General features: G+C 64.6%; 24 protein-coding genes. 13 read left to right on the forward strand and 11 right to left on the reverse strand.

Translation table 11 applies throughout. The features are described from left to right. Positions 1-63: 63 nt before the first annotated feature. Both AC4D6D_RS05270 and AC4D6D_RS05275 read right to left on the reverse strand, forming a co-directional pair. Positions 64-363, reverse strand: coding sequence for a YdaS family helix-turn-helix protein (locus AC4D6D_RS05270; RefSeq protein WP_491326797.1), 300 nt, complete (start codon positions 361-363; stop codon positions 64-66). 92 nt (positions 364-455) lie between these two features. Next, positions 456-1,340: an EamA family transporter gene (locus tag AC4D6D_RS05275; RefSeq protein ID WP_491326798.1), complete on the reverse strand. Its 885-nt coding sequence runs from the start codon at positions 1,338-1,340 to the stop codon at positions 456-458. Positions 1,341-1,453: 113 nt separating this feature from the next. Between AC4D6D_RS05275 and AC4D6D_RS05280 the strand changes: the two genes are divergently transcribed. Continuing rightward, positions 1,454-1,912: an Lrp/AsnC family transcriptional regulator gene (locus tag AC4D6D_RS05280; protein WP_491326799.1), complete on the forward strand. Its 459-nt coding sequence runs from the start codon at positions 1,454-1,456 to the stop codon at positions 1,910-1,912. Positions 1,913-1,933: 21 nt separating this feature from the next. Here AC4D6D_RS05280 and map read toward each other — a convergent pair whose 3' ends face one another. Together map and AC4D6D_RS05290 are read right to left on the reverse strand one after the other, a co-directional pair. Continuing rightward, on the reverse strand, positions 1,934-2,704 hold the full coding sequence (map, locus tag AC4D6D_RS05285; RefSeq protein WP_491326800.1) for a type I methionyl aminopeptidase: 771 nt from the start codon (positions 2,702-2,704) through the stop codon (positions 1,934-1,936). After that, complete coding sequence (locus tag AC4D6D_RS05290; protein WP_491326801.1) at positions 2,701-2,937, reverse strand: ParD-like family protein; 237 nt, start codon at positions 2,935-2,937, stop codon at positions 2,701-2,703. Before AC4D6D_RS05290 ends, map begins: the two co-directional genes overlap by 4 nt. 125 nt (positions 2,938-3,062) lie before the next feature. Here AC4D6D_RS05290 and AC4D6D_RS05295 point away from each other — a divergent pair, with 125 nt between their 5' ends. After that, positions 3,063-3,485, forward strand: a complete 423-nt coding sequence (locus tag AC4D6D_RS05295) for a Rap1a/Tai family immunity protein (RefSeq protein ID WP_491326802.1) — start codon at positions 3,063-3,065, stop codon at positions 3,483-3,485. Here AC4D6D_RS05295 and AC4D6D_RS05300 read toward each other — a convergent pair. The 6 genes from AC4D6D_RS05300 to AC4D6D_RS05325 all read right to left on the reverse strand — a co-directional run bounded on the left by AC4D6D_RS05300 (position 3,482) and on the right by AC4D6D_RS05325 (position 11,679). Further along, on the reverse strand, positions 3,482-4,660 hold the full coding sequence (locus AC4D6D_RS05300) for an acyltransferase family protein (protein WP_491326803.1): 1,179 nt from the start codon (positions 4,658-4,660) through the stop codon (positions 3,482-3,484). The two genes, AC4D6D_RS05295 and AC4D6D_RS05300, sit on opposite strands and share 4 nt — an antisense overlap. Positions 4,661-4,667: 7 nt before the next feature. Continuing rightward, positions 4,668-5,768 (reverse strand): hypothetical protein, encoded by a 1,101-nt coding sequence (locus AC4D6D_RS05305; RefSeq protein ID WP_491326804.1) that lies wholly within the window; start codon positions 5,766-5,768, stop codon positions 4,668-4,670. Positions 5,769-5,967: 199 nt separating this feature from the next. Continuing rightward, positions 5,968-6,270 carry a hypothetical protein gene (locus AC4D6D_RS05310; RefSeq protein WP_491326805.1) on the reverse strand — a complete coding sequence of 101 codons (303 nt, stop codon included), beginning with the start codon at positions 6,268-6,270 and terminating at the stop codon, positions 5,968-5,970. A 180-nt stretch (positions 6,271-6,450) separates the two neighbouring features. Then, positions 6,451-7,524, reverse strand: a complete 1,074-nt coding sequence (locus tag AC4D6D_RS05315; protein ID WP_491326806.1) for an AI-2E family transporter — start codon at positions 7,522-7,524, stop codon at positions 6,451-6,453. A 93-nt stretch (positions 7,525-7,617) separates the two neighbouring features. Then, positions 7,618-8,253 carry a glutathione S-transferase family protein gene (locus AC4D6D_RS05320; protein WP_491326807.1) on the reverse strand — a complete coding sequence of 212 codons (636 nt, stop codon included), beginning with the start codon at positions 8,251-8,253 and terminating at the stop codon, positions 7,618-7,620. Positions 8,254-8,493: 240 nt separating this feature from the next. Continuing rightward, a complete protein-coding gene (locus AC4D6D_RS05325; RefSeq protein ID WP_491326808.1) occupies positions 8,494-11,679 on the reverse strand; it encodes an autotransporter domain-containing protein in 3,186 nt (1,061 codons plus the stop codon). A gap of 552 nt (positions 11,680-12,231) precedes the next feature. Here AC4D6D_RS05325 and rpsL point away from each other — a divergent pair. From rpsL to tuf, 4 genes are all read left to right on the forward strand, one after another. Next, positions 12,232-12,603, forward strand: a complete 372-nt coding sequence (gene rpsL, locus AC4D6D_RS05330) for a 30S ribosomal protein S12 (RefSeq protein ID WP_007011879.1) — start codon at positions 12,232-12,234, stop codon at positions 12,601-12,603. Between the two features lie 92 nt (positions 12,604-12,695). Continuing rightward, a complete protein-coding gene (gene rpsG, locus AC4D6D_RS05335; protein WP_147219099.1) occupies positions 12,696-13,166 on the forward strand; it encodes a 30S ribosomal protein S7 in 471 nt (156 codons plus the stop codon). 117 nt (positions 13,167-13,283) lie between these two features. After that, a complete protein-coding gene (gene fusA / locus AC4D6D_RS05340) occupies positions 13,284-15,368 on the forward strand; it encodes an elongation factor G (RefSeq protein ID WP_147219101.1) in 2,085 nt (694 codons plus the stop codon). A 90-nt stretch (positions 15,369-15,458) separates the two neighbouring features. After that, positions 15,459-16,649, forward strand: a complete 1,191-nt coding sequence (gene tuf / locus AC4D6D_RS05345) for an elongation factor Tu (protein ID WP_147219103.1) — start codon at positions 15,459-15,461, stop codon at positions 16,647-16,649. 100 nt (positions 16,650-16,749) lie between these two features. Here tuf and AC4D6D_RS05350 read toward each other — a convergent pair whose 3' ends face one another. Beyond that, positions 16,750-17,124, reverse strand: coding sequence for a hypothetical protein (locus AC4D6D_RS05350; protein WP_491326809.1), 375 nt, complete (start codon positions 17,122-17,124; stop codon positions 16,750-16,752). Positions 17,125-17,401: 277 nt separating this feature from the next. Here AC4D6D_RS05350 and rpsJ point away from each other — a divergent pair, with 277 nt between their 5' ends. From rpsJ to rplV, 7 genes are all read left to right on the forward strand, one after another. Beyond that, a complete protein-coding gene (gene rpsJ, locus AC4D6D_RS05355; RefSeq protein WP_491326810.1) occupies positions 17,402-17,713 on the forward strand; it encodes a 30S ribosomal protein S10 in 312 nt (103 codons plus the stop codon). A 346-nt stretch (positions 17,714-18,059) separates the two neighbouring features. Continuing rightward, positions 18,060-18,815 carry a 50S ribosomal protein L3 gene (gene rplC, locus AC4D6D_RS05360; RefSeq protein ID WP_142635117.1) on the forward strand — a complete coding sequence of 252 codons (756 nt, stop codon included), beginning with the start codon at positions 18,060-18,062 and terminating at the stop codon, positions 18,813-18,815. 2 nt (positions 18,816-18,817) lie between these two features. Then, entirely contained in the window at positions 18,818-19,444 is a 627-nt protein-coding gene (gene rplD, locus AC4D6D_RS05365; protein WP_021233445.1) for a 50S ribosomal protein L4, read from the forward strand. Then, the gene (locus AC4D6D_RS05370; protein WP_147219107.1) at positions 19,437-19,745 is read left to right on the forward strand and encodes a 50S ribosomal protein L23; all 309 of its coding nucleotides are present in this window, start codon (positions 19,437-19,439) and stop codon (positions 19,743-19,745) included. Before rplD ends, AC4D6D_RS05370 begins: the two co-directional genes overlap by 8 nt. A gap of 6 nt (positions 19,746-19,751) precedes the next feature. After that, a complete protein-coding gene (gene rplB / locus AC4D6D_RS05375) occupies positions 19,752-20,588 on the forward strand; it encodes a 50S ribosomal protein L2 (protein WP_147219109.1) in 837 nt (278 codons plus the stop codon). Between the two features lie 6 nt (positions 20,589-20,594). Beyond that, positions 20,595-20,873, forward strand: a complete 279-nt coding sequence (gene rpsS, locus AC4D6D_RS05380; protein WP_086490053.1) for a 30S ribosomal protein S19 — start codon at positions 20,595-20,597, stop codon at positions 20,871-20,873. Then, positions 20,873-21,250 (forward strand): 50S ribosomal protein L22, encoded by a 378-nt coding sequence (rplV, locus tag AC4D6D_RS05385; RefSeq protein ID WP_132386855.1) that lies wholly within the window; start codon positions 20,873-20,875, stop codon positions 21,248-21,250. Before rpsS ends, rplV begins: the two co-directional genes overlap by 1 nt. The last annotated feature ends 2 nt before the right edge of the window (positions 21,251-21,252 follow it).

Below are 21,252 nucleotides of genomic sequence, written 5' to 3' on the forward strand. Positions count from 1 at the left end.
GGCTCGGAAGTGAAAGAATGTCCAACGGGCTTCAGTGACTTCGCGAGGCCAAGCTCTTCGGCCTCAGTCTGCGCTGGGACGTTTGCCTTCCGGGGTGCCAAGGCCTTCGAGCTGCGCTTCCGTCAGGTTTTCGCTGAAGGCGGGCGAGAGCTTGCGTTCGAGGCGGCGGCACATGTCCGAATGGGTGATAAGCGCCCGCGCGGTCTCGCGCAGGGTGGCGTAGTCGAGCGAGACATCGCCCGAGATCCAGTCGCGCACCTCGCGTTCGGCAATGCCGAGGTGCCGGGCCAGCGCACGCTGACCGCCAAGGGCGTCTACGGCCTGAGAGAAGATGGCGAGCTGGATGTCGGAGGCTTGCGGCATCTGGGACGCATGGGCGCAATCGCCTCAGGGCGCAAGCCGGGCAGGCGGGATCAAGGCTCGCTAACTACAGGTTTCGTACTGGTCCTGCCTATTTAGGCGCTTTTGTCCAAGCGCCGGGCGGTGAGCGTCGTGCCGATCGTCGCGCCGACGATCGCGGCGATGCCGAGCCATTTGGCGAGCGGTAGCATCTCGCCCAGCAGCAGCGCGCCCGCCAGCGCGCCGACCGCCGGTTCACCGCTGGTGAGGATGCCGAAGCTCTTGGTCGGCAGGCGGCGCAGTGCGAACATCTCCAGCGAATAGGGGATCGCGCTGGAAAAGATCGCGACGACCAGGGCCACGGCCAGTATATGCGGCTGCAGCAGTGTCGTTCCCGCCTGCGCCACGCCGAAGGGCAGCGCGACGAATGCGGCGACGGTCATGCCATAGGCGGGCGCGGCGGCGCCCAGGGTCTCGCCCGCCCGTTTGCCGAGCAGGATATAGGCCCCCCAGAACACGCCAGCTCCCAGTGCCAGCAACACACCCACCGGATCGACCGTGTCGCGGGAGATGTCGATCGGGAGGAGCAGCGAAAGTCCCGCCACCGCCAGCGCGATCCAGGCGAGGTCCACGCGGCGGCGCGAGGCGAACGTCGCTACCGCCAGCGGTCCGGTGAACTCGACCGCGAGTGCGATGCCGAGCGGAATGCGCTGGATCGCGAAGTAGAACAGCAGGTTCATGCTTCCGAGCGCCAAGCCATAAGGCAGCGCCGCGCGGAGCATGCGTCGGTCGAACGGCTTCTGCCACACGCGGAAGACGCCGCAGAGAATGGCTGCGGCCAGTGACAGGCGCAGTGCAGTGGTGCCTGCCGGGCCGATCACCGGAAACAGCGTCTTAGCCACCGATGCACCCCAGCAGATCGACACCATGGCGGCGCCGACCGCGGCGAGCGGTGCGAAATCGCTGGATGTGGAGCGTGCGGCGATGCGGTGGAAGACCATGGAACCCTCGGTTGGAAGCGCCGCAGCTTTTATCGCCGGACCGCGATAAAGGTGTTCTATGATTGCCGTGTGGCGATAATATTTATCGCCTGATCCAACGAAAGATCGTTCCGATGCCCGATGCATTCGACTTGCGCATTCTGACCGAGCTCCAGCGTGACGCGCGGATTTCGATGCCGGACTTGTCCGAGATCGTCGGGCTGTCGGCCCCGGCCTGCTACCGGCGTGTCAGGGCCTTGCGCGAGCAGGGGGCGATCGAGCGCGAGATGGCTCTCGTGGCACCCCGGACCATGGGCTGGCTGGTGACTATGATGGTGCTGGTCTCGCTGGATACCGACAAGGGCCGGGTGGTCGACGGACTCGTCGCGCGGTTGCGGGAGGCGCGGGAGGTGATCGACGTCTGGTACGTCACCGGCGATCACGACCTGGTGCTACAGGTCGCGGCGCAGGACATGGAGCATTACGACGCGTTTTCCCGCCGAGTTCTCCACGGCGAGGAGCATGTCCGCGCGTTCAAGACGCTGGTAGTGATGCAGCATCCCAAGCGCTCGGCGGCCCTGCCTCCTGCCTGAGGAGCTCCCTGCCTGAGAGGGTCAGGTGCGGGCGGCCTTTTCTTCCGGGCGAAGGGTCAGCACGCGAAATCCATCCGCCGTGACTGCGACGGTATGTTCGAACTGGGCCGAGAGCTTGCCGTCGGTGGTGACGACGGTCCAGCCGTCGTCCTCGGTGCGGACGGTCCGTCGGCCCTGGTTCAGCATGGGTTCGATGGTGAAGACCATGCCCTCGCGCAGCGGCAGGCCGGTGCCGGGGCGCCCAAAATGCAGGACTTCGGGCTTCTCGTGCATTTCCCGGCCGATGCCGTGGCCGCAATAGTCGTGCACCACGGAATAGCCGGCCCGCTTGGCGTGGCGTTCGACGGCGTGGCCGATGTCGCCCAGCCGGGCGCCGGGGCGCACTGCGCGGATGCCCTTCCACATGGCCTCGTAGGTGGTCTGCACCAGACGCCGGGCGGCGGGAGGAACGTCGCCGATCAGGTAGGTCTTGCTGGAGTCGGCTATAAAGCCGTTCTTCTCCAGGGTGATGTCGAAATTGACGATGTCGCCGTCTTTCAGCACGTCCTCGGTGGAGGGGACGCCGTGGCAGACGACCTCGTTGCGCGAGCAGTTCAGCACGAAGCCGTAGCCGTACTGGCCCTTGCTGGCGGGCCGCGCGGCGAGATCGCCGACGATGAACGCCTCGACGAGGTCGTTGATCTCCATCGTCGTTCGTCCGGCGAGCGGCTGGCCGTCCAGCCAGGTGAACACGGAGGCGAGCAGGCGGCCGGATTCGGCCATGAGTTCGACTTCGGCAGGCGACTTGATCATTGCGTGGCGGCTCCGGTCTCGACCGGCCTCCTGCCGGGTTCGTTTCCGGGATCGACCCCCGCCTCGCGCAGTTCGCGCACGACGATTTCCTGGAACGTCAGTCCGGGATTCATTTCGCAGAGCATGCCGATCCGGATCCAGAACGCCGCCTGGGCATTGATCGACCGGTACGACGCCTTGCTGGCCTTGCGCAGCTGCTCGTGGAGGTCATCCTCGATGTTGACGATACCCATTGAACCATCCTGACTATACGAATCGCATATGATTCATATAGTCATTGCGACGATCCCGCAAGCGCTGCGATTGACGGAGGGCGGTTTTGCCCCAAGGGTCCCGCCCCGATTGGAGAGATTCGACTATGAAATCCGGAAAGCTGGCCTGCATCGCGCTGATCGTTCCGCTCGGGCTGATGCCCGTGGCGGCGGAGGCCGGATTCTATACCGGGGATGAGCTTTACGCGATCTGCACCACCGAGCGCGGCAGCAAGGACTATGTCGAGAAGACCTATGAATGCATCGCCTATATCACCGGCGCGGTGGATGCCTTCAACACCACGCGCAAAGTCAACAAGCTGGACAGCTGCATTCCCGCCGACGTGACGATCAGCCAGCTCAAGACCACGACGGTCGACTACCTGAGCAACAATCCGAAGGACCGGCAGGGCCCCGCGTCCGAGCAGGTCTTCGCCGCCACCCGCAAGGCCTGGCCCTGCGCCGCGCCAAAGGCCTCTCAGAAAAAGGTGCCCGCGAAGAAGAAGAGTGCTCCCAGGAAGAGGCGCTAGGCCTTTCCTTCTGCCGCGAGGCGGTGGAAGATCCGCTCGTGGAAATACCACTGGTAGGGGTAGCGTTCCAGCAGGCGGTAGACGATCCGGGTGAAGCCCAAGGTTACCGGAATGACCACGGCCAGGAACAATGGCAGCGACAGCGGCCAGTCGGGACGGAACAGGCCCAGGCTCACGAAGAGATGCCGGGTGACGAAATAGGTATAGGGGTGGGCCAGGTAGAGGCTGTAGCTCACCGTGCCGAGATAGAGCACGGCAGGCCGGTCGAGCAGATGTCCGGTCAGGCTGTTGGGGGCGATCGCCAGGAAGAAATAGGCCGAGGTAAAGGCCAGCACCGCATAGGCGTTCGGATTGCCCATGTTCTTCAGCATGAAATCGTAGTGCTGGATCGAACCGAAATAGAGACAGCCGCCGAAGGCCAGGATTTCCAGCACGGCGCTCCATGCGCGGGGCGGATGCAGTCCGCGCTCGTCTAGCAGACGCGCGCCGATGCCTGCGAGGAAGAAGAGCATGGCCGGGAAGCGGTAGACGAGCCAGGCGGAGGCGAGCGTCAGCAGCATCGTCAGCAGGCGGTTTTTCCGACGCAGCGCGGCGTGGGCCGTCAGGCAGGCCATCGCATAGAACAGCACCTCGTAACTGAGGCTCCAGGCATTGGGGGTCAGCTGCTCGGTATGGGTCAGCAGGTTGATCAGGAGCAGCGCCGGCACGATCGAGTCGAGGTCGTTCAGGTCGGGAAAGGTCTTGCTGTAGGCATTCACCGCGATGAACAGCAGCGAGAAGGCCAGAAACAGCGGATAGAGCCGGAAGAAGCGGCGCAGCGCGAACTCGCGCGGGGAATAGCGCCGGACACTGGGCAGGATCACGTAGCCGCTGATCACGAAGAACAGCCAGACGCCCCAGCGGCCGAAGTTCCAGGGCGCCTCGAACACGGTGAAGTAGCTGGAATCGTGCGGGTATACGTTGAGGCCGACCCCGCCGAGGACGTGGGCAAGAAACACCATGGTCGCCGCCACGCCGCGCAGGGCATGGACGGTGGGATTGAAGGCGCCGTTTCCGCGCCGTGCCCCGATTGTCTCGGTATTCGCTTTCTTCCGGGGCGTTTCACCGGGCGCGGTTTCTGCCGCGCCGACCGTTTCGAGGTCAAGCGGCCGGGCCGAGGCCGTATTTTCGGTCATGACCGGCTCATGCCACGTGGTTCGGCGTGCGCAGGGTGGGGCGAGCGTGTTTCGGTGCAGGGATGGCGGAACCGGAATTCGCCGGTTCGCCGAGCGAGGCCGCCCGGCTGGGCAGGCTGTAGCCGAGGCGGCGCAGATCGTAGCCGGTCATGCGCTGGAGCTGCTGGTTGCTCTCGGCATAGCGTTCGCCGACCGCGCGCTCGATCTGGCCCATCAGGCGGCGACGCAGCGGTCCGTCGAACACGCCGGTGACGGCGAAGAGCGGACGCAGCTTGCGATAGTAGCGGTCGAACCATGGGAACAGGATCGGCGCTTCGGGCGAAAGCTGGTTGCGGTTGAACAGCGCATTGAGCGGACGGCGCAGCGCCTGCATCAGGATCGGCATGCCCTCGTTGGCGGGGGTGCCGAAGATGTCATGCGGGATCAGCGAGGGATCCTGCCTGCAGAACTGGGCAATCTCGCGGGCGATGCGGCAGGCGTCGCTGCGCAGGGCTTCGTAGGGCAGTACCAACACGTTGTCCTCGCCGAAGAGTCGGCGATAGTATTCGATGCACTGGACATAGGCGAAGGAGCGGAAGTCGAATTCCGGCTTGCGGGAAAGCGTCCATTGCAGCGGCGTGGTCAGGCGGCGGAACGAGAGCGAGCCGCCATCGCTGATATATTGCAGGTAGTAGGAGAAGATCATCGAGCGCTGCTCGCGCACGAAGATCAGGATGCGGGCGTCGGGCAGGCAGTTCTTGATGCGGTCGGCGATCAGTTTGGCGTCGTATCCGCCCGAGGCGGGGTAGCCCGAGAGCCGTTCGTGCGAAACGACCAGCGTATTGCCGCGTGTCTGGGCCTCACGGTTGCGGCGGCGATAGCTCTGGATTCGTCCGGGCGAAAGGTCGTCGAATGGACCTTGTTTCACGAAGTCGACCTGGACGTGATAGCGGTCGTTCTCAAGCCGCTCGAAGCCCAGGTCGCTCCGCGCGAACAGCGCGCTCTGCAAGAGCGTGGAGGCGGTCTTGTGGAATCCGATATGGACAAGTGGTCTTGTACCCGGCTCCTGCACGTCGCACTCCCTTGCTGCTGCGCGCGCATGCCGGGAAAGGTCAGGCGGCGCCAACATCGTTTGTCCTGTTCAGGGCAAGACCTTGAACACAAACGAGAGACCATGGCGGACGGGCATGGGTCAATTGCCATGAATCGCCCGGCACATCCCCCGAAAGTCTAGGCATGAGGGCGTCAGGAGTGTGGGGAGGGAAAATTCGTGTGGAAGGGGTATCCGAAGCGAGGCGGCCCCGGCGCTCGGCCGGGGCCGCGAGGCATCAGCGGCACACCCGGATGCGGCGATGATGGCGCCATTCCGTCCAGCAACGGCGCGGATTCCTGTAGGCGTGGTGGCGGCGGGCCTCGTGGCGGCGCCACTCGTGGCGACGGTGATCGTCGTAGCGGCGGCGGTCGTAACGGGGACGATCGTATCGGCGGTGATCGCGGCGATAGTCATCGCGGTGCGCCAGGCGTTCCACATGGTCGTGGCGGCCGTCGTAGGGATGGGCGTCGGCCGTCGCGGTCAGTCCCAGGCTGCCCGCCATCAAGGCGAGTGCAGCGGAAATTTTAAGAATGTTCATGGGCTTCTCCTGAGCGAAGGAAGGAGAGAAGTCGGGCCTGAGCCGGACTTTCTCCATGGACTTCGGCATAGGCTGCCGCGCTGAACATCGGCTGACATTTGCGGGCGCCGCAGCCCGAGGCGGCAGGATGTGCCCTCAGTCGGTTGAATCGCTTGCGACGGGAGTTGTCCAACCGATCCCTTATTCCGCGTCAGGGGACGGATCGAGGCGCTGCTCGGTCATGATCGTCCAGCCGGTCATGAACAGCGCACCCGCCAGCGGGCCGAGGACGATGCCGCTGAGGCCGACGAGTTCGATCCCGCCCAGCGTCGTCACCAGCACCAGCCAGTCGGGAATACCGGTGTCGCGGCCGACCAGTATCGGGCGCAGGACGTTGTCGGCAAGGCCGATGACCAGTACGCCCGATCCGATCACCACGGCGCCCTGCCAGATCGCGCCGGTCGCCAGCAGGTAGACCGCGACCGGTGCCCAGACGATGGCCGGGCCGATGGCGGGCAGCAGCGCGGCGATGGCCATGAGCAGGCCCCAGAGCAGTGCGGCTGGCACCCCGACGATCGTGAACGTAATCGCGCCCAGCGCACCCTGGGCCAGCGCCACGAGTCCGGACCCCTTGATCGTCGCCCGCACGACGGTGACGAAGCGCTCGGCCAGCCGCCGCGCCACGCTTTCTTCCAGAGGCAGCGCGCGCACGACGGCGGGGCCGATCCGCTCGCCGTCGCGCAGCAGGAAGAAGGTGACGTAGAGGGCGACGCCGAAGGCCAGGATGAAGGAGGCCGCATTGGCGCCGATGGCGAGGGCGCGGCTGGCGATCACGCTGACGCTGTTGCTCACTGCCTCGCTGATGCGGGCCTGGGCGCGTTCGAAGCTGTTGAAGCCGAAGGAGTCGAGCTGGGTCTGGACGCGCAGGGGCAGGGCGTCATGAACCCTCTGGAAGTATTCCGCGAAGTTGATCTGGCCGTCGCGCATCTGGGCATAGACCCCGGCGGCCTGCTCGACGACGAGGCTGGTGATGACGAGGGCCGGGATCACCACCGCGACCGAGATCACCAGCAGGGCGACGGCGGCGGCGAGGTTGCGGCGCTCCGGCCAGCGCGCCAGAAGCCGCTGGAACAGCGGCTGGAACAGCAGCGCGGCGAGCGCGGCCCAGAGCAGCGCGCCGATGAAACTCGATACCACGAGGGTGAGGGCAACGGTGATTGCGGCGAGGAAGAGGATCAGCCCTCCATTTTCCACGCGCGCCCGGTTCATGGTCATGTCTGCAATTGCCCCCTCGGAAATGGTCATGCGGCGAAACGCACAGGCCCGCGCTTTGCTCCGCGGCATGGCGGGGTGTCAATTCCCGTGGTTTCAGGCGTACTTGTAAGGTCCGCCGCTGGCGAGCGCGGCCTGATAGGCAGGCCTTGCGTGAATCCTGCCCAGCCAGGCCAAGGTCGCGGGCCGAGAGCCGCCGAGACCGGCGCGGTTGCGGGCGGCTTCGAGCGGAAAGCTCATCATCACGTCGGCGGCGGTGAAGGTCTGGCCCGCGAACCAGTCGCGGCTGGCCAGTTCCTGTTCGACGAAATCGAGGTGGACGTCGATCATGGGCTGGATGCGCTTCTGGGCGAGAGGACCGAGGAGGGGAATGCGGCCGAGCACCAGCTTGAGCAGCAGCGGCGGCATCAGCGAGCCTTCCGCATAGTGCAGGAAGTGGCGGTAACGCAGGGCATCCTCGCGGGTAGGCGGAGGTCCAAGCCTGCCTCCCGCCTTTTCCGTGAGGTATTCGACGATGGCGCCGGTCTCCGCGATCGTGAGCGGGGCATCGCCCGCATCGTCGACGATCACCGGGGACTTGCCGAGCGGATGGACCGCACGGAGTTGGGGCGGGGCGAGCATGGTCTTCTCATCCCGCTCATATCGCCGCAATCCGTAGGGCAGGCCCAGCTCCTCCAGCAGCCAGAGGACACGCTGGGAGCGTGAGTTTTCAAGGTGGTGGACGACGATCATGCGGAACGGAACGCAGGAGCCGCCGGGAAGGTCCAAAGGAAATACACAGGGCAAAAAGGGTCCGGCCCCGGTCGCTTTCGGGACGACCGGGGCCGGAGGCCGGGTGAGGGATGCGCCGAGCGCCTGAAAGGCGCGGGGTTGGGGTGGGGGAGGCGCTTCCCTCGCGGCCACTGGTCCGGCTGGGGCGCCGGACCAGTGGCCGTTCCAGCCTTGCTCTGGGAGGGGATCAGGACCGGACGATCACCAGCCGATGGTAACCGAACCGCGCAGGGCAAGGTCGACGCGGCCGTGGCGATCCTCGGCGGCGAGTTCGCCGCCCATCGTCAGGCCCAGGGTGCCGCCGACGGCGCGCAGGCGGGCGAACCAGCCGCTCGTCGCCTCGTCGCCGTCCAGCGTGAAGTTCTGGCCGCCCGCGAAGTGTGCGGTGGTCGAACCGATGCCGCCGCTGACGATCTCGCGCCAGCCGCCTTCGGTCTCGACGCGGAACCAGTTCTCGTCGCGGCGCTGCATGCCCATGAAGTCGATGCCCAGCGTCATGCCGCCGTTAACGCCCAGCTCGTCGCTGGTGCGCGAGGCGACCGTGAGGTCGAGCGCCTTGCCGCCGCCGTTCTCGGTATAGCCGTCTTCCTTCAGGCGAACGTAGTCGACCGTGACTGCCGGGCGGTAGAAGAAGTGGCTGCCGCCGCCCTCATAGGAGGCGCCGCCCGAGGCGGTGACGAAGTTGCCGTTCCACTTGCCCTTGATCGTGCGGCTGACGTTCTCGGTGCCGATCGCGCCGATGAACTGGCGCTCGCTGTCGTAGCTGGAGCGGCCGACCGAGGCGCGGCCGTAGCCCTGCACCGCGCCGAACTGGCCGCGCCAGTGACCGGCGAGTTCGAACGAGTTCGACTTGATCTCGCTGCTGCCGCCGCTCGTGTGGCGGTTCCACAGATAGGAGAACGTGCCGCCGAACCGGCCGATTCCGGTCAGGTACTCGGCGCCGAGCGACATGGCGTAGCCGCCGAGGTTGTAGGCGGCATTGGCACCGGCCTTCTTGTCGCTGCCCCAGAACGAGAGGTTCAGCGTCGTGCTGAAGCGCCCTTCGCCCCAGACCGGGTTGATCGGGTCCATCAGCTGGCGGGCGACGGTGCGGGTGCCGAGGCTGATGCCCTCGAACGAGCCGCCCGCGTGGTCGGGCAGCATCTGGCCCACGGCCTGTCGGAACTGGTCGCCGTTGGTGATGCCGAGGAACACGTCCTCCACCTTCTCGTCCTTGCCGAGCGCGGCGAAGATCGCGTTGTAGGCGGTCGCCTGCGAGCGGTTGAGGCCGAGTTCGGCCACCGTGCGGCGGGCGACATCGACGACCACGGTGTTCGCGGCGGCCTTGTCGTCCAGCGTGGCCTTGAACATGAAGGGCACGAGGTCGGTGGCGGCCTTGAGATTGTCGCGGCCCTGGATCGTGCCTGCGGTCAGCACCTGATAGCTGCCCTCGGCGGTCGAAACGTCGGCGAGCTTGATCGCGAGCTTGGATCCCGCCGCGAAGGAGGCGGTGCCGGCAACGTTATAGGCCGAGCCCTGGCCCGCCGCCTTGTTCAGCGTCACGGCCACGACGCCGTCCTTGCCGACATCGAGCGAGCCGATCGCGGTGGGCTTGTTCACGTCGAGCATGCCGCCCGTGAGCTTGACCGCGAGGTTTCCGGCATTCGCCAGCGCGCCGGAGAAGACCGAGGTGCCGGTGAGGGTCAGCGTATCGGCGCCGCCGCCGAAGTCCGCCGTGCCGACGAAGCGTGAGGTGCCCGCCAGCGTCATCGTGTCCGAACCGGCGCCGAAAGTGACGTTGCCGGTCTGCACGGCCTTGCCGGAAAGGGCGAGGGTGTTGTTGCCGCCGCCGAAGGCGACATTGCCGGTCACCGTGCCGTCGGCGATATCGACGACGTCGTTCCCGCCGCCGAGCAGGATGTCGCCGACGATCGCAGGGGCGGCGAAGCCCGCGCCGACCTGGGTCTGCTTCACGGTGACGCTGCCGGTCGCCTTGGAAAGGTCGATGGCGATGTTCTTGCCCGCACCGGCCTTGGCGCCGGTGGCGGAGATCGTGCCGCTGTTCTCGACGAGGTTCAGCGTGCCGCTGGCATCGCCGATCGCGGTGGCCGCGCCGTTCTCGTTGACGGCGGCGGCCTTGATCGTGCCGGAGTTGCGCAAGGTGGGCAGGCTGGCGCCCGCATCGATGCGCACCGCGACGGCCTGCGCGCCCGAGGCGCTGATCGTGCCCGCGTTCTGGATCAGCGGCGTGCTGGCGCCCGCGCCGAGGCGCAGGGCCGTGGCGGCCGCGTCCTTGGAGGTTGCGGCGATTCCGCCGGTGATGCCGATTCCATTGGCGATCGTCACTTTGCCGCCGAGGCCGCCGATGGTCACGCCGTTGCCGTCGACACCGGCGTAGAGGCCGTGGCCTTCCACGGTGCCGTCGATCTGGAGACCGTACTTGCTGGCCGTGCTGGCGACCGGGCCGATGGCGATGTCCTTGGTGGCCGAGCCAATCACGATCGCCGGGGCCTTGCCGTAAGTGGCGACCTTGGCGGCGCCCTCAGTGGCGTCGGGAATGCCGTCGCCGTCCTCGTCGGGATTGTTGGGGTCGGTGTCCTTGGGCGCGACGGCCAGGACGATGCCGCCGGTCACATTGCCTTCGACGACGATCGCCGAGCCGCCCTGGAGCAGATCGTCGGCGTCAAGCTTCGAGGGGTCGGCGGGCGGGGTGGGATAGCGGTAGCCGGTCGAAACGATCTGGCCCTGCACGACCATGGCGCCGTTGACGTCGCCGCCGAACTGCGCGCCGATCGCGTTCTTGCCTTGTGCCTGCACCGAACCGGCGAGGCGGACGTTGCCGTCGATCTGGCCGGTCTTCACGCCGATGGCATTGTCGCCCAGCACATTGGTCTTGCCGTCATGGGTGAAATTGCCGGTGAGCTTGCCGCCCAGCGAGATACCGGCGGAATCGTTGCCCTTGATGGTGATCGTGCCGCTCTGGGTGATCTTGCCGGTGTGGTCGCCCTCGGTGCGGATGCCGATCTTGTTCGAGCCGAGCGCGAAGGGACCGTCGAGATCGCCGTCCTTGTCGTCGTCGGTCGGGGTATAGGGTTCGTCGAGCGTGATCGTGCCGGTGTTGACGATGTCGCCGGTGGTCCCGGCCTTGGCGACGATGCCGCGCACGCCGTTGGCATTGGTGATCGTGATCGCACCCGCATTGGCGACGTTGTTGTTGCTGTCCATTGTCACGGCCGTGCCGGACGTCAGCACGACGGAGCCGTCCTTGGTGATGTTGATCGCGTCGGCGGCGCCGTTCTTGATCGTCGAGGTGAGGAGCGGCGTGGTCTTCTTGGTGGTCACGTCCTCGGCATGAGCGGCGGTCGCCATGGCGAGAAGCGCGGTGGAGGCAAGCAGGTAGCGAGGCATCTTCGTCCCTTCAGATCGATATCGAGAGCTGAGACGGAGACCTTCGCGGGGCGCCTTGAAAAATATTCGCGGGCCGGAGATTGCGATCCGGCGGGGTCCGGCATGCCGCCGGTAAATCTTGACCCTTGGACGCCAATCTCGTAAGGGCGCCCATCTCCTGCGGGTATTCCCGAAGGAAACGACATAGAGCTGAACATTGCCATGTCAGCATTTCCGGGCCTTTCGGCGCAGTCCTGCGATCGAAAAGCGGCAAGGTTACCGCGAATCGCGGACCTTCCGGCGGAACGGCGCATGGCAAAGTAATCCGGTGCATTGGCCGGGTGGAGTGTTTTTCGGCTCACGTGTTGCGGTTGCCCGGCTGATGGCCGGGGCAAGGACGATAGCGGTCCCAGCTTTCGCTGGGATGACGATGTGGTTCTTGGAATTACCGTTACGCGTGATCTCACTCTTCCCTTTCAGATGTACCGGCCCGGAACCTTCCGGGGTGCGACGGGTCGATGCCGATGGTTTCGGCGGCGATCCATCGCACTCCCATTTGAAAGAAGAGTATAGATGCCCACTATCAACCAGCTGGTCCGCAAGGGCCGCGAGCCGCAGAAGGCCAAGTCGAAGGTTCCTGCCATGGAGCAGAACCCTCAGAAGCGCGGCGTCTGCACCCGCGTTTACACCACGACCCCGAAGAAGCCGAACTCGGCTCTCCGCAAGGTCGCCAAGGTCCGTCTGACCAACAGCCGCGAAGTCATTTCGTACATCCCCGGTGAAGGCCACAACCTTCAGGAGCACTCGGTCGTGCTCATCCGTGGCGGCCGCGTTCGCGACCTTCCCGGCGTGCGCTACCACATCCTGCGCGGCGTGCTCGACACGCAGGGCGTCAAGGATCGCAAGCAGTCGCGCTCGAAGTACGGCGCCAAGCGTCCGAAGTAAGCTGGTTTGCGGGGCCTATCGCCTCGCACGGTACACGATTTACCGGCCGGTGATGCTCACGCTCCCGCCCGAAAGAACAAGGAATACCAACGATGTCACGTCGTCGTCGTCCCGAGAAGCGGGAAATCCTGCCTGATCCGAAGTTCGGTGATCAGGTCCTGTCGAAGTTCATGAACAACCTCATGCTCGACGGCAAGAAGTCGGTCGCCGAATCGATCGTCTACGGTGCCATGGAAACCATGGAAACCCGCGCCAAGTCGGACCCGGTCCAGCTGTTCCACGATGCCCTGAACAACGTGAAGCCGCAGATCGAAGTCCGCAGCCGCCGCGTCGGTGGTGCGACCTACCAGGTTCCGGTCGAAGTCCGTCCGGAGCGTGCCCAGGCACTCGCCATCCGCTGGCTGATCACCGCGGCGCGCAACCGCCCGGAAACCACCATGGCGGCGCGTCTGTCGGGTGAGCTGCTCGATGCTGCCAACAACCGCGGCAACGCCGTGAAGAAGCGCGAAGACACGCACCGCATGGCGGACGCGAACCGCGCCTTCTCGCACTACCGCTGGTAATGTGAGCGTGTGGCCCCGGATGACTGGTCATCCGGGCGTCACACTTTTAATTCAGGGGGCGAGGTCTTATCTGAAGGCCGCCTCGCTCCCGAAACACTCCTGCTAAGGATTCCCACCATGGCACGCAGCCATCCGCTCAATATGTACCGTAACATCGGTATTATGGCGCACATCGACGCCGGTAAGACCACCACGACCGAGCGTATCCTCTACTACACCGGCAAGTCCTACAAGATCGGCGAAGTCCACGACGGCGCTGCTACCATGGACTGGATGGAGCAGGAGCAGGAACGCGGCATCACCATCACCTCGGCTGCGACCACCTGCTTCTGGACGTCCGAGGGCCAGGAATACCGCATCAACATCATCGACACCCCCGGGCACGTCGACTTCACCATCGAAGTCGAACGCTCGCTGCGCGTGCTCGACGGTGCGGTCGCGTGCTTCGACGGCGTTGCCGGCGTTGAGCCGCAGTCGGAAACCGTGTGGCGCCAGGCTGACAAGTACGGCGTTCCGCGCATGTGCTTCATCAACAAGCTCGACCGTACCGGTGCGAACTTCAAGTACTGCGTGCAGTCGATCATCGACCGCCTCGGTGCGACGCCTGCCGTGCTCTACATTCCGATCGGCCTCGAAGCCGACCTGAAGGGCCTGGTGGACCTGGTTCACAACCGCGCGATCGTCTGGAAGGACGAATCGCTCGGCGCCGAATTCTTCTACGAAGAAATCCCGGCCGAACTGGCTGACGAAGCCGCCGAGTACCGCACCAAGCTCATCGAACTCGCCGTCGAGCAGGACGACGAGGCGATGGAAGCCTACCTCGAAGGCAACGAGCCGGATGTCGCCACGCTCAAGAAGCTGATCCGCAAGGGCACGCTGGGTCACGCGTTCGTGCCGGTCGTCTGCGGCTCGGCGTTCAAGAACAAGGGCGTTCAGCCCCTGCTCGACGCCGTCGTCGACTACCTGCCTTCGCCGCTCGACATCGAAGACGTCCAGGGCGTCAAGGTCGACAGCGACGAACCCGACAGCCGTCCGCCGGAAGACAACGCACCGTTCTCGGCGCTCGCCTTCAAGGTCATGAACGATCCCTTCGTGGGCTCGCTCACCTTCATCCGCATCTACTCGGGTACGCTCTCGAAGGGCTCGTACCTGAACTCGGTGAAGGGCAAGAAGGAAAAGGTCGGCCGCATTCTCGAAATGCACGCCAACGACCGTAAGGACATCGAAGAAGCCTTCGCGGGCGACATCGTTGCTCTTGCCGGCATGAAGGAAACCACCACGGGCGACACGCTCTGCGCGGAAAAGGCGCCGATCGTTCTCGAACGCATGGAATTCCCCGAGCCGGTCATCGAGCTGTCGGTGGAACCGAAGACCAAGGCTGACCAGGAGAAGATGGGCGTCGCGCTCAACCGTCTCTCGGCCGAGGATCCCTCGTTCCGCGTCACCACCGACCACGAGTCGGGCCAGACGATCATCAAGGGCATGGGCGAACTTCACCTGGACATCATCGTCGACCGCATGCGTCGCGAGTTCAAGGTCGAAGCCAACGTCGGCGCTCCGCAGGTCGCCTATCGCGAATACCTCGCCAAGGCTGTCGATGTGGACTACACCCACAAGAAGCAGTCGGGCGGTACCGGTCAGTTCGGTCGCGTGAAGATCAAGGTTACGCCGGGCGAGCGCGGTGCGGGCATCACCTTCAAGGACGAGATCAAGGGCGGTAACATTCCGAAGGAATATATCCCCGCGATCGAAAAGGGCATGCGCGAAACCGCTGCCTCGGGCTCGCTGGTCGGCTTCCCGATCATCGACTTCGACATCGTCCTCTACGACGGTGCCTACCACGACGTCGACTCGTCGGCCCTGGCCTTCGAAATCGCCGGTCGCGGTGCTATGCGTGAAGTCGCCCAGAAGGCCGGCATCAAGCTGCTCGAGCCGATCATGAAGGTCGAAGTCGTCACCCCCGAGGAATACCTCGGCGACGTCATCGGCGACATGAACAGCCGTCGTGGCCAGATCCAGGGCACCGACAGCCGCGGCAATGCCCAGGTTGTCGAGTCCATGGTTCCGCTCGCGAACATGTTCGGCTACGTGAACCAGCTCCGCTCGTTCACCCAGGGCCGTGCAAACTACTCGATGTTCTTCTCCCATTACGACGAGGTCCCGGCGAACGTCGCGGCCGAGGTCAAGGAGAAGCTTGCCTAATCGGCAAGATCATTCTAGGGGCGGCGCCTGTTTCGGCGGGCGCTGCCTCACATTCCCGCAGATTACAATTCAAGCAAAGAAGGTTTGAAAATGGCGAAGGCAAAATTCGAGCGGAACAAGCCGCACTGCAACATCGGCACCATCGGTCACGTTGACCACGGCAAGACCACCCTGACGGCCGCCATCACGAAGGTGATGTCGGAAACCTTCGGCGGTGAAGCCGTTGACTTCGCGAACATCGACAAGGCTCCGGAAGAGCGCGAGCGCGGCATCACGATCTCGACCGCTCACGTTGAGTACGAGACCGAAGCACGTCACTACGCGCACGTCGACTGCCCGGGTCACGCTGACTACGTGAAGAACATGATCACCGGTGCTGCCCAGATGGACGGCGCTATCCTCGTTGTGAACGCTGCTGACGGCCCGATGCCGCAGACCCGCGAACACATCCTGCTCGCTCGCCAGGTCGGCGTGCCGCAGCTGGTCGTGTACATGAACAAGGTCGACCAGGTCGACGACGCCGAGCTGCTCGAGCTCGTCGAACTCGAAGTTCGCGAACTGCTCTCGTCGTACGACTTCGACGGCGACAACATCCCCGTCATCAAGGGTTCGGCTCTGGCCGCTCTCGAAGGCCGTGACGACGAAATCGGCAAGAGCTCGATCCTCGAACTCATGAAGGCTGTCGACGACTTCATCCCGCAGCCCCCGCGTCCCACCGACAAGGCATTCCTGATGCCCGTCGAAGACGTGTTCTCGATCTCGGGTCGTGGTACGGTTGTGACCGGCCGCGTCGAAACCGGCATCGTCAAGGTTGGTGAAGAAGTCGAAGTCGTCGGTATCCGCGACACGCAGAAGACCACCGTCACCGGCGTCGAAATGTTCCGCAAGCTGCTCGACCAGGGTGAAGCCGGCGACAACATCGGCGCGCTGGTTCGTGGCCTGAAGCGCGACGACGTTGAGCGTGGCCAGGTTCTCGCCAAGCCGGGCACCGTGACCCCGCACACCGAGTTCTCGGCTGAAGTCTACGTCCTGTCGAAGGACGAAGGCGGCCGTCACACACCGTTCTTCGCGAACTACCGTCCGCAGTTCTACTTCCGCACCACCGACGTGACCGGCGAAGTGATCCTTCCCGAGGGCACCGAGATGGTTATGCCTGGCGACAACGTTTCGCTGTCGATCAAGCTGATCGCTCCGATCGCCATGGACGAAGGTCTCCGCTTCGCAATCCGCGAAGGCGGCCGCACCGTCGGTTCGGGCGTCGTTGCCACGATCACGAAGTAATTCGTCGATCTAGCAGCTACGGCTAAAGTGATTGGCCCGGCGTCTCGAAAGAGACGCCGGGCTTTTCGCGTTGATGGGCTCGAATTCTTGACCGGCGCCTTTATCGCGCACGCAATTCGCCTTGCCCGATCTTCCAGGCATCCGAGCCCTTGGGGGCTTCGGGGATGGACTTGAGGTCGATGTAGTAGACCGGTTCCGGCACGCGGCCGAACGGTATGGTGATGCAGGGGCCGAGGCAGCCGGGCAGGTCCCAGAGGTCCGGCGGGTAGGCCGCGCCGGTGCGTGTGCTTTCGTCCAGCGACTTCGAGGCCGGAACCCGCTGGTTGGTGCCGTCGCCGCCGTGGGAGCAGACGACGATCGTGCCGTCGTTGCCGCCATTGCTGGCGCGGGCGGCTTCGCGGCAGGCATCGTCCACCGGCGCGCCCGTGGTATCGGGCATGGAGGCGTGGGCGGTGAGCACGTCGGCGCCTGGCATGCAAGGGTCAGCGCGGCAAGCGCACTGGAAATTGTCGTGGAGATGGGGGACATGGAAAGCGGCTTCTGTTAGGCGTCGCCCGGCCAAGGTAGGATGCGGACAGGGCGCAGGGAAGGGCGGATGCGACGAACCGCGTCGGCGGCCTTCATGAATTGGCCGAAAACCTGCCGGACTTCTTGAAATCAGGGGTTGCCCGACTCGTCTTCACCGTGTAGGGGCGCGGTTCGAATTTGACGGGACTTCTGGTCCTATGGCTCTTTCTCATCGGTAGTAGGTAATGGAAGCTCAGAACATCCGTATCCGCCTGAAGGCGTTTGACCATCGCGTGCTCGACCAGGCCACTGGCGAAATCGCCGACACGGCCCGCCGCACCGGCGCTCTGATTCGTGGGCCCATTCCTCTGCCGGCCAAGATCGAGAAGTTCACGGTCAACCGTGGTCCGCACATCGACAAGAAGTCGCGTGAGCAGTTCGAAGTCCGCACCTACAAGCGCCTGCTTGACATCGTGCAGCCGAACGCAGCTACCGTCGACGCTCTGATGAAGCTCGACCTGGCTGCCGGCGTGAACGTCGAGATCAAGCTGGCCTGAGCCGGTTTTTCGGGGTGACCTTCAAGGTTGCCCCGACAGTCTTTTGATCGGACTTGAAACGATCGGTGAATTTCGGATCCTCGGATCCAGATTACCTTGTCGGCCATGAGGCCGGCTTTGCGAACAGAAGTTCGCAGAGACAGCGCCCCTAAGGGAAACCGAGGGGACACAAGGGATACCTCCGCCGTCTCCTTCGGGAAGCGTCGGGAATGCGTCCCCCGTCTCGTTTCCGCAGTCCATAGTGGGCTTGCAGGGAACACCTGACCCGGGCGGGGTTCGTATCATAACAGGGTTGGACACGCGTACGAGGGATGGTCCTGCGTACGCCTCTGTAAGGAGAAAGGTCATGCGTACAGGCGTGATCGCCAAGAAAGTCGGGATGACCCGCCTGTTCCAGGAGGACGGTCGCCACGTGCCCGTCACTGTCCTGGCACTTGAAGACTGTCAGGTGGTTTCGGTTCGTACTGCTGATCGTGACGGCTACGTCGCGGTTCAGCTGGGTGCGGGCGAAGCAAAGCAGAAGAACGTTGCCAAGCCGCAGCGTGAGCACTTCGCTAAGGCTCAGGTTCCCCTCAAGATGCGCGTCGCGGAATTCCGCGTCGCCGACGACGCCCTTCTGGAAGTCGGCGCCACCATCGCTGCCTCGCACTTCGTGCCCGGCCAGCTGGTCGACGTAGGCGGCCACACCCAGGGTAAGGGCTTCCAGGGCGCCATGAAGCGCTGGGGCTTCGGCGGTATGCGCGCCACCCACGGTGTTTCGATCTCGCACCGTGCGCACGGTTCGACGGGTAACCGTCAGGATCCGGGCAAGGTGTTCAAGAACAAGAAGATGGCCGGCCACATGGGCGACCGTCAGCGCACCCAGCAGAACCTCGAAGTCGTCCGCGTGGACGACGAGCGTGGCCTGATCTTCGTCAAGGGCTCGGTTCCCGGTTCGAAGAACGCCTGGCTCACCGTTTCGGACGCCGTCAAGGTCGACCGTCACGCCGAGGCTCCGTACCCCGCCGGCATCAAGTCGGTTGCCAATACCAATGATACGGCCGCTGCCGTGACCCCGGCCGAAGCCGCGGCTCCCGAAGCGACCGAAGGCCAGGAGGGCTAATCATGAAGGTTCAGGTCCTCAACATCGACGGTTCGGCCGCCAACGCCGACATCGAACTGTCGGACGACGTGTTCGGTCTCGAACCGCGCGCGGACATCCTGCACCGCGTCGTCACCTGGCAGCTCGAAAACCGTCGCGGCATCGCCCGTGCGACCCGCGAGCGTTCGGACGTTGCCCGTACCGGCAAGAAGTTCGGCCGCCAGAAGGGTGGCGGTACTGCCCGTCACGGCGACCGTGCCGCTCCCGTCTTCATCGGCGGTGGTAAGGCTCACGGTGCCCGTCGCCGCGAGTTCAACATCTCGCTGAACAAGAAGATCCGTGCACTCGGTCTGAAGATGGCTCTTTCGGCCAAGGCTCAGAACGGTCTCGTGATCGTCGACTCGCTCGACGTTTCCGACGCCAAGACCAAGGCGCTCGCCGGTCAGCTCGCCAAGGCGAACTTCGGCAAGAAGGTTCTCGTCATGGACGGTGAGCAGGTCAACGAGGGCTTCGCCCTGGCTGCCCGCAACATCGTCGGCGTGAACGTGCTCCCGGCTGTCGGCGCGAACGTCTACGACATCCTGAAGCATGATACGCTGGTGTTGACGCGCGCCGCTGTCGAAAAGCTGGAGGCGCGTTTCAATGGCTAAGACCGTGGACATCCGTCACTACGACGTGATCCTCTCGCCGCACATCACCGAGAAGTCGACCCTGCTTTCCGAGCAGAACGCCGTCGTCTTCAAGGTTGCTGACAAGGCGACCAAGCCCGAGATCAAGGCCGCCGTCGAAGCTCTCTTCGACGTCAAGGTCACCGGCGTGAACACGCTGGTCGTCAAGGGCAAGACCAAGCGCTGGCGCGGTAAGGCTTACCGTCGCAGCGACGTGAAGAAGGCGATTGTCACGCTGGCCGAAGGCCAGTCGATCGACATCACCGAAGGCGCGCGGGGTTAATTTCCGATGGCACTCAAGCATTACAACCCGACCAGCCCCGCACGCCGCGGCCTGGTCCTCGTCGACAAGTCGTCGCTCTGGAAGGGCAAGCCCCTCAAGGCGCTGACCGAAGGCAAGAGCAAGACCGGCGGCCGCAACAACAAGGGTCACGTGACCTCGCGCGGCATCGCTGGCGGCCACAAGCAGAAGTACCGCTTCATCGACTTCAAGCGTCGTAAGTGGGACATGGAAGCGACCGTGGAGCGTATCGAATACGATCCCAACCGCACCGCTTTCATCGCGCTCGTGAAGTACACCGACGGTGAACTGACCTACATCATCGCGCCGCAGCGCCTCGCCGTCGGCGACGTGGTGATCGCCGGTGAGAAGACCGACGTGAAGCCCGGCAACGCCATGCTTCTGTCGCAGATGCCGGTCGGCACGATCTGCCACAACGTCGAGATGAAGCCCGGCAAGGGCGGTCAGATCGCACGTTCGGCAGGCACCTACGTCCAGGTCGTCGGTCGTGACCGCGGCATGGTCATCGTTCGCCTCAACTCGGGTGAGCAGCGCTACCTGCGTGGCGACTGCATGGGCACCGTTGGCGCCGTGTCGAACCCCGACAACGCCAACCAGACCCTCGCCAAGGCCGGTCGCGGCCGTTGGCTGGGCCGTCGCCCGCTGACCCGCGGTGTTGCCAAGAACCCGGTCGACCACCCGCACGGTGGTGGTGAAGGCCGTACCTCGGGCGGCCGTCACCCGGTCACTCCGTGGGGCAAGCCGACCAAGGGCGCTCGTACCCGCAACAACAAGCAGACGGACAAGATGATCATCCGTTCGCGCCACGCCAAGAAGAAGAGGTAAGACACGATGGCACGTTCCGTCTGGAAAGGCCCCTTCGTCGACCTGTACCTTCTCAAGAAGGCCGAGGTCGCGCAGGATGCCGGTGCAAAGGCTGCTCCGATCAAGACCTGGTCGCGTCGCTCCACCATCCTTCCGCAGTTCGTTGGCCTGACCTTCCAGGTCTACAACGGACACAAGTTCATCCCGGTCTCGGTCAACGAGGACATGGTCGGCCACAAGCTTGGTGAATTCGCGCCCACGCGCACGTTCCCCGGCCACGCTGCCGACAAGAAGGGCAAGCGCTAATGAGCAAGCAGGCAGCACCCCGCCGCGTCGGCGAGAAGGAAGCTCTTGCGGTCGGCACCACCATCCGTGGTTCCGCCCAGAAGCTCAACCTCGTCGCCGCCCTGATCCGCGGCCGCAAGGTCGAAGACGCGATGAACATCCTGGCCTTCTCCAAGAAGGCGATGGCCCAGGACGCGCGCAAGATCCTCGCTTCGGCGATCGCGAATGCGGAAAACAACCACAACCTCGACGTCGACGCTCTCGTCGTCGCCGAGGCGTCGGTCGGCAAGTCGATCACCATGAAGCGTTTCCACGCTCGTGGTCGCGGCAAGTCCACCCGTATCCTCAAGCCGTTTTCGCGCCTGCGGATCGTCGTTCGCGAAGTCGAGGAGGCCTGATC

This window comes from Novosphingobium sp. BF6 (assembly GCF_058273105.1).

Excerpts from the sequence above, each read along its gene's own strand:
- AC4D6D_RS05270 (WP_491326797.1), bottom strand. The coding sequence starts at position 363 with ATGCCGCAAGCCTCCGACATCCAGCTCGCCATCTTCTCTCAGGCCGTA.
- AC4D6D_RS05275 (WP_491326798.1), bottom strand. The coding sequence starts at position 1,340 with ATGGTCTTCCACCGCATCGCCGCACGCTCCACATCCAGCGATTTCGCA.
- AC4D6D_RS05280 (WP_491326799.1), top strand. The coding sequence starts at position 1,454 with ATGCCCGATGCATTCGACTTGCGCATTCTGACCGAGCTCCAGCGTGAC.
- map (WP_491326800.1), bottom strand. The coding sequence starts at position 2,704 with ATGATCAAGTCGCCTGCCGAAGTCGAACTCATGGCCGAATCCGGCCGC.
- AC4D6D_RS05290 (WP_491326801.1), bottom strand. The coding sequence starts at position 2,937 with ATGGGTATCGTCAACATCGAGGATGACCTCCACGAGCAGCTGCGCAAG.
- AC4D6D_RS05295 (WP_491326802.1), top strand. The coding sequence starts at position 3,063 with ATGAAATCCGGAAAGCTGGCCTGCATCGCGCTGATCGTTCCGCTCGGG.
- AC4D6D_RS05300 (WP_491326803.1), bottom strand. The coding sequence starts at position 4,660 with ATGACCGAAAATACGGCCTCGGCCCGGCCGCTTGACCTCGAAACGGTC.
- AC4D6D_RS05305 (WP_491326804.1), bottom strand. The coding sequence starts at position 5,768 with ATGTTGGCGCCGCCTGACCTTTCCCGGCATGCGCGCGCAGCAGCAAGG.
- AC4D6D_RS05310 (WP_491326805.1), bottom strand. The coding sequence starts at position 6,270 with ATGAACATTCTTAAAATTTCCGCTGCACTCGCCTTGATGGCGGGCAGC.
- AC4D6D_RS05315 (WP_491326806.1), bottom strand. The coding sequence starts at position 7,524 with ATGACCATGAACCGGGCGCGCGTGGAAAATGGAGGGCTGATCCTCTTC.
- AC4D6D_RS05320 (WP_491326807.1), bottom strand. The coding sequence starts at position 8,253 with ATGATCGTCGTCCACCACCTTGAAAACTCACGCTCCCAGCGTGTCCTC.
- AC4D6D_RS05325 (WP_491326808.1), bottom strand. The coding sequence starts at position 11,679 with ATGCCTCGCTACCTGCTTGCCTCCACCGCGCTTCTCGCCATGGCGACC.
- rpsL (WP_007011879.1), top strand. The coding sequence starts at position 12,232 with ATGCCCACTATCAACCAGCTGGTCCGCAAGGGCCGCGAGCCGCAGAAG.
- rpsG (WP_147219099.1), top strand. The coding sequence starts at position 12,696 with ATGTCACGTCGTCGTCGTCCCGAGAAGCGGGAAATCCTGCCTGATCCG.
- fusA (WP_147219101.1), top strand. The coding sequence starts at position 13,284 with ATGGCACGCAGCCATCCGCTCAATATGTACCGTAACATCGGTATTATG.
- tuf (WP_147219103.1), top strand. The coding sequence starts at position 15,459 with ATGGCGAAGGCAAAATTCGAGCGGAACAAGCCGCACTGCAACATCGGC.
- AC4D6D_RS05350 (WP_491326809.1), bottom strand. The coding sequence starts at position 17,124 with ATGCCAGGCGCCGACGTGCTCACCGCCCACGCCTCCATGCCCGATACC.
- rpsJ (WP_491326810.1), top strand. The coding sequence starts at position 17,402 with ATGGAAGCTCAGAACATCCGTATCCGCCTGAAGGCGTTTGACCATCGC.
- rplC (WP_142635117.1), top strand. The coding sequence starts at position 18,060 with ATGCGTACAGGCGTGATCGCCAAGAAAGTCGGGATGACCCGCCTGTTC.
- rplD (WP_021233445.1), top strand. The coding sequence starts at position 18,818 with ATGAAGGTTCAGGTCCTCAACATCGACGGTTCGGCCGCCAACGCCGAC.
- AC4D6D_RS05370 (WP_147219107.1), top strand. The coding sequence starts at position 19,437 with ATGGCTAAGACCGTGGACATCCGTCACTACGACGTGATCCTCTCGCCG.
- rplB (WP_147219109.1), top strand. The coding sequence starts at position 19,752 with ATGGCACTCAAGCATTACAACCCGACCAGCCCCGCACGCCGCGGCCTG.
- rpsS (WP_086490053.1), top strand. The coding sequence starts at position 20,595 with ATGGCACGTTCCGTCTGGAAAGGCCCCTTCGTCGACCTGTACCTTCTC.
- rplV (WP_132386855.1), top strand. The coding sequence starts at position 20,873 with ATGAGCAAGCAGGCAGCACCCCGCCGCGTCGGCGAGAAGGAAGCTCTT.